Annotated in this window: 1 pseudogene; it reads right to left on the bottom strand. The window is 43.3% G+C overall.

Annotation, left to right across the window (positions count from 1 at the left end):
* Positions 1–270: pseudogene (locus C1E99_RS14540) on the bottom strand (accessory Sec system glycosylation chaperone GtfB); the annotation flags it as partial.

Consider the following 270-nt stretch of genomic DNA (forward strand, 5'->3'; position numbering starts at 1 on the left):
AAATAGTCCAGTTGCTCAATCTGATCCGAGTTTGTAAAAATAAAAATGTCTTGCCGGTTCTGATTCTCACGTCTTTGAGGGTAGATATAGCCAAGATACACTAACTTTTCAGCCTGTTCTGCAGGCAGAAGCGTCCGCATCTTGTCAAAAGTAGCCTTATCCTGAACCACGACGGTCTGGGTGCGTTGAGTCGCACTAGCCAGTAAAATTTTCATATTACCAGGAATGTCATCTCCTATCGTTTCCTGCCAGAAAAGAATATCCTGTCCT

Origin of the sequence: Streptococcus suis (genome assembly GCF_002964045.1) — a bacterium.
Classification (GTDB): domain Bacteria; phylum Bacillota; class Bacilli; order Lactobacillales; family Streptococcaceae; genus Streptococcus; species Streptococcus suis_U.